Annotated in this window: 4 protein-coding genes and 1 pseudogene; 3 read left to right on the top strand and 2 right to left on the bottom strand. The window is 29.4% G+C overall.

What is annotated here, in order from left to right:
• Both VIM70_RS12270 and VIM70_RS12265 read right to left on the bottom strand, forming a co-directional pair.
• Positions 1 to 328 (bottom strand): annotated as a pseudogene (locus VIM70_RS12270) (HNH endonuclease); the annotation flags it as partial.
• Positions 329 to 399: 71 nt separating this feature from the next.
• Complete coding sequence (locus tag VIM70_RS12265) at positions 400 to 915, bottom strand: GNAT family N-acetyltransferase (protein ID WP_331946050.1); 516 nt, start codon at positions 913 to 915, stop codon at positions 400 to 402.
• A 572-nt stretch (positions 916 to 1,487) separates the two neighbouring features.
• Here VIM70_RS12265 and VIM70_RS12260 point away from each other — a divergent pair.
• The 3 genes from VIM70_RS12260 (at position 1,488) to VIM70_RS12250 (ending at position 5,115) form a co-directional block, all read left to right on the top strand.
• On the top strand, positions 1,488 to 2,861 hold the full coding sequence (locus tag VIM70_RS12260) for a DUF4317 domain-containing protein (protein ID WP_331946049.1): 1,374 nt from the start codon (positions 1,488 to 1,490) through the stop codon (positions 2,859 to 2,861).
• Between the two features lie 140 nt (positions 2,862 to 3,001).
• Positions 3,002 to 3,166 carry a hypothetical protein gene (locus tag VIM70_RS12255; RefSeq protein ID WP_331946048.1) on the top strand — a complete coding sequence of 55 codons (165 nt, stop codon included), beginning with the start codon at positions 3,002 to 3,004 and terminating at the stop codon, positions 3,164 to 3,166.
• Between the two features lie 533 nt (positions 3,167 to 3,699).
• Positions 3,700 to 5,115 carry an IS4 family transposase gene (locus VIM70_RS12250; RefSeq protein ID WP_331946047.1) on the top strand — a complete coding sequence of 472 codons (1,416 nt, stop codon included), beginning with the start codon at positions 3,700 to 3,702 and terminating at the stop codon, positions 5,113 to 5,115.
• The last annotated feature ends 198 nt before the right edge of the window (positions 5,116 to 5,313 follow it).

The raw sequence follows: 5,313 nt of genomic DNA, 5'->3' as shown, positions 1-5,313 counted from the left end.
TCAATTTGCTTTTCATTACCACAATAAATCTTGTGCCTGCAGCTATACCTCCTACTCCCTTAACAACGAACCGTCCAAGTTCCTTTTGGACTCTTCCCGCTAAACCATTTATAATTCCATTAGCACTCATACTGTGCTCATTATATTTTTTACCTATATAACCACAAGTAGCAGAATATATAGGTTCTATATACCACTTTTTTATAGCTTCTTTGCTTTTATCATCGAAAACTGTAGGATTAGTTAATAATTGTTTCCATTCCTCAATAGTTATATCAATATCGCAGCAATACTCATCATTAATAATTTCACATATTTTTACAACCATACTGACCCTCCCAATTTATAGATATAAAATATTATATATTAATTAAATATTCTGAATTAACACTTTGCTCATTATATGTGGGCAGAGTTTATTCTCGCCATCAAATATTCGTTTTCATATTTCCCCTTTCTTATTACTGCAAGACGCTTAATTCCTTCCTTTTCAAATCCAAACTTCTCATACAAATTTATAGCTCGTTCATTATCCTCAAGAACAGTCAATTCAATTCTAACAAGCATTAACCAGTTGTCAGCCACATCAATAAGTGCATTCATTAGGGTAGTACCAACACCTTTATTTTGATAGGCTTTGTGAATCATTATGCCGATGCTACCGCTATGTCGGATGCGATGGTTAGCATTTACAGTTAAGCCAGCAGTGCCTATAATTATTTCTTCACCACTTTGAATCTTTGAAACAGCAACAAACACATGTTGATTGACATCCATATTAACAATGAAATCTTCATTGCGTTTTATCCTCTCTGACGGAATACCTAAAATATTTTCATATACACCCGGCATCCGTCTTAATTCATTGATACCTTTACCGTCACCAACATTTATTGGTCTAATATAAAATTCCACTTTTATTCCTCCCCTCAAAATATAGGAACTCATTATTTCGTCATATTATACAAGATGGACATATCCCCGTTAACTTTTCATTTTTGAACTTCCGATTATAGACATTATATGTAAATATAATATTCTTACTTAATAGTACAGTTTACTGCTTTCGCTAACATATTTATTCAACACAAATCTATCTTTTCCTGCAATATTTGTAAAAATGCGTAAAAATAAAACCCTGAGCTTACCCCAGAGCTACATTAACTATTCTAATTTTTATAAATACTACTTCGGAAATTGCGCTACCCCTCATAGGAATATATACTGCTTAGAAGGTATCATAAGGTATACCTTAAAATGGATAATATTAATTTAACATAACATGTCAAATTGTATAATTAGGTTTAGAGTTACGGACTTCGAATTAAAAGATTGATTAATATATATATCCTTTATTTTTTGTAAAAAAAATACTATAATTAATAACGATAATATATTAATTATAGCTACAAATAAAAAATACTAAAGACAAACCTTTTCAACTATAAATTTACGTAAGGTTTGTCTATAAATTGAGGAGCTTATACATGAGAAGAAAAGATATACTTGAGTTAAAAAGACGTTTTAAAAAAGAACAATGCACCTTCACTAAAGTTTGTGGCTGCTATGTTAATGGAGAAAAACATACTATTTTAAAATTTAGAGAAAGCTTTCTAAATTTAGATGAGGAAGAATACTTTAAATATTTAGAAATTGCTAAAAAAGTACTTTCTGGAACTATTGGGAATAATATTTTAGAACTTAACTTTTCAACTAATGAAGATTTTACAAATGAAAGACAAATTTCTCTTATGCAACTTAAAAACAGTCAATTAAAAGATGATGCTTACCTTGATAATCTTTATGATTTGATTATAGCTAATTATGATTACACCGGTAATTTTTTAATACTCTTTTTTCATGATGCTTATGATGTTATAAGCAAAACCAAAGATAATGTAAAAATAGATGAATCTGAAGAAGTATATGAATATGTGTTATGTGCAATATGTCCAGTTTCACTTTCAGAGCCTGGTCTTAGATACTTTGAGCAGCAAAATAAAATAAAAGCACGTATTAGAGATTGGGTAGTAGAGTCCCCAACTAATGGCTTTGTGTTTCCTGCTTTTATTGATCGTAGTTCAGATGTTAACTCTATTATGTATTACACAAAAAATGCAAAGGATACACATACTGAATTAATGGAAAATGTTCTAGGGTGCCTCTCAAAACAAACTGCTACGGTGCAAAAGGAAACATTCCAATCAATTATTAAAGATTCTTTTAGTTCAGATGAAATTAAAGCTGATAAAATTTTTATGGATATACAAGAAAACCTAAGTACTATGATAGAAGAATACAATGATTTAAACGATGATGCAGATTGTGAACCTATAAGCTTAACAAAGAAGGATATACAAAAACTTTTAATAGAAAGTGAAGTTCCGCAGGAAATTACTACTAAGATTGAAAACTCCTATGTAGAGAACTTTGGTGATGATATCACAATAGCTAAAAATTTAATTGACGCAAAGGTTCTTAAGGCTAATGCGCAAAGAAAAAAGGAAGAACACCTTCACAAACAAGTGGAAATACTTCAAGCTAGACTTGATCAAGTTAAACAAGAGAATACTATAGATAAGGAAGTTCAACTGTCTACAGAAGTTAACGATGATAATGTGGTTTTAGAAGAAGCTTGCGCAACTGATTTAGAAGAAACTTTAGAAACTAATTTAGAGAAAGTTCCAGATGCATTTGAAGAAGATAATAATGTTACCCTTCATTATGATGTAATAGTACAGGTAAAACCCGAAAAAGTACCTCAAATAAAATCTCAAATAATTAATGGCCAAAAATGTATAGTTATTCCTATTAATGACAATGAACAAACTACGGTTAATGGTATAGATAATTTGATTTAAAACAACTTTATTAACTAGTTTATCCGGAGGCATTTTAGTAACCTCTTATCTAAAATAAAATCATCTTAAAGCACTTATTAAATTTACAATTATTTGTTTTAGACCTGACCCCATAGAAGAAACTGGAAACAGTTTCTTCTATGGGGTCATTTTTATTATATAGGAAACAGCTTGCGGAAACCGCTGTGGATAACATTCTAACAGAGATTGAAGAAAAGGCATTGCTTTTAGCTAAGGACATACTAAATGATGATGTTTTTAAGAATTCATATCTTATGTTGAAAATGATAAAGCAGCTACAATGATTGCTGATAATAAATATATGGAAGTTGCTTAAGAGTATGGTACATGTGTTAAATATGGTATAAGTATTAAAGACAACGCTGGGTACAATAATGCCTTTAGTAAATATGGAGATTCAGAACTTGCTAAAAAAGTAAATTTAGATGGAGATACATATTTACCTAGGGGTCTGGCATCTTACATAGATTGGAAGTGAAACGAACAAGCTATGTTACTATTCACGTCCATGGGGAATTTTCTATTCTTTTACAGATAGTTTACATTTATTGGTCTGCTGACACGACCCCGTTACCATAGCCATCAACCTAACGGGCCCATTAAATGTAAATAGTAAAGGTTTTTAACTAAATACCTGCATATAAATAGAACCTAAAAAAAACAGAATATTTATTTTCACTAAAGAGTGTATTTTAACCTAATTATGGTATAAAATACACCTTTTGTTTTTTGATTTATTGTTAAATAATATATAATTAGTGTATATATAACTTTTCTTCAAATATATATAAAACTAGCTGAAAGGATGTTATTTACGATGAACAGAAAAAAAATTAAACAAATAATTTTCAATTTAGAAAAGGTGTACAACCTTAATAGAATTGAAAAGTTAGCTAAAAAACATCAGTTTAATATTAGGAAGGGTAAAGTTTCTGCTAAATCTTTTCTAAACCTATGCACCTTTCTAGGTGAAGACTTATGCTCCTCTTCCTTATCGAACTTGTGTGCCAAATTAGAATCTAATGAAAAAGTATCAATATCACCTCAGGCATTAAGTAAACGATTTAATAAGAAATCCGTGAATTTTCTTGAAAAGATATTACATGACATGTTAAATTTTGAAAATGAGGTTTTAAGAGATAATGAACCATTATTAAAATGCTATTTTAATAGGATCACAGTAGTTGATTCTACTGGATTTAAGTTAGATGATAAGCATGCAGCGAGTTACAAGGGGTGTGGAATAAAATCATCTGTTAAGATTCAACTACAATATGATTTATTGACTGGTGAATTTATTCATTGTGAGCTTGGAGCGGGATCAGTTTCAGATGCGAAGTATCTTCCAACACTTCAAAATACTATTGAAAAAGGTGATTTATCTTTAAAAGATTTAGGATATTTTAAAACAGAAGATCTGAAAATTATTGAAGAAAAGGAAGCTTTTTATATATCTAGGCTTAAGGTCAACGCTAACCTTTACAAAAAAGGGGAAGTCTCTGAATATGGACGTAAAGGTAAAGTTACAATACGAGAAAGATATTCCTATGTAGATATTAAAGCGCTCGCAGAGCCTTTAACGGAAGGCGAAACCTTAGAGTTCGATAACATTTACATAGGAAATACCAGTAAAACTAGAATTAAAGTCAGATTAATTTTAACTAAATTAACAGAAGAATGCAAGCGAAAAAAAGAAATTAATAGTCAAAAAGTAAGAGGTAAACGAAAAAATATTCATAAGGATAAGTGGTGGCTTGATTATAATTGTTACATTAGCAATGTACCCTGTGAAATATTATCCACTGAACAAATATACCATATTTATACATTAAGGTGGCAGATAGAATTAATGTTTAAAATATGGAAATCTCTTTTTAAAATCCATGAAGTTAGAAATTCAGGATTAGAAAGAATACAATGTTTTATATACGGTAGATTAATTATGTTATTACTTACTTCAACAATAGTTTTTACAGCTCGTAAATTAAATTATCTGAAAACTGGTAAAGAGTTAAGTGAAATAAAATCCTTTGGTACTGTGAAACAATATTTCAATGAAATATATATGAATATTTTTAAAGGTAAAATAGTTTTATATCAAATATTTCATCGTATAGTATCCTCTATTGAACGATATGGCATGAAATCTAAGAAAAAAGGCAAGAAAACACCCTTTTTAATATTGCAAAACCTTAAGAAATTTGAAATTGATTTGGTAAAAATGGCAAGCTAATACTGGTATATAAATACTTATTTAGAACTTTATTTTATTTATTTTGTGAAGGCTTATTAAAGTTGCGTCAATTTGGGGTCAAAACTATAAATATCACGTTTAACTCTAAAATCATTACCAAAAATCATTTCCAATTTGTATAAAAATATAGTTGTAATCATATTTACAAATTATTGAATTCTAAGGTTGATGGCTATG

The organism is Clostridium sp., assembly GCF_036569345.1.
In the GTDB taxonomy this organism is placed as follows: domain Bacteria; phylum Bacillota; class Clostridia; order Clostridiales; family Clostridiaceae; genus Clostridium_AD.
The sequence above is the reverse complement of the archived record's forward strand: the minus strand, read 5'-3'. Positions and strand labels throughout refer to the sequence as shown.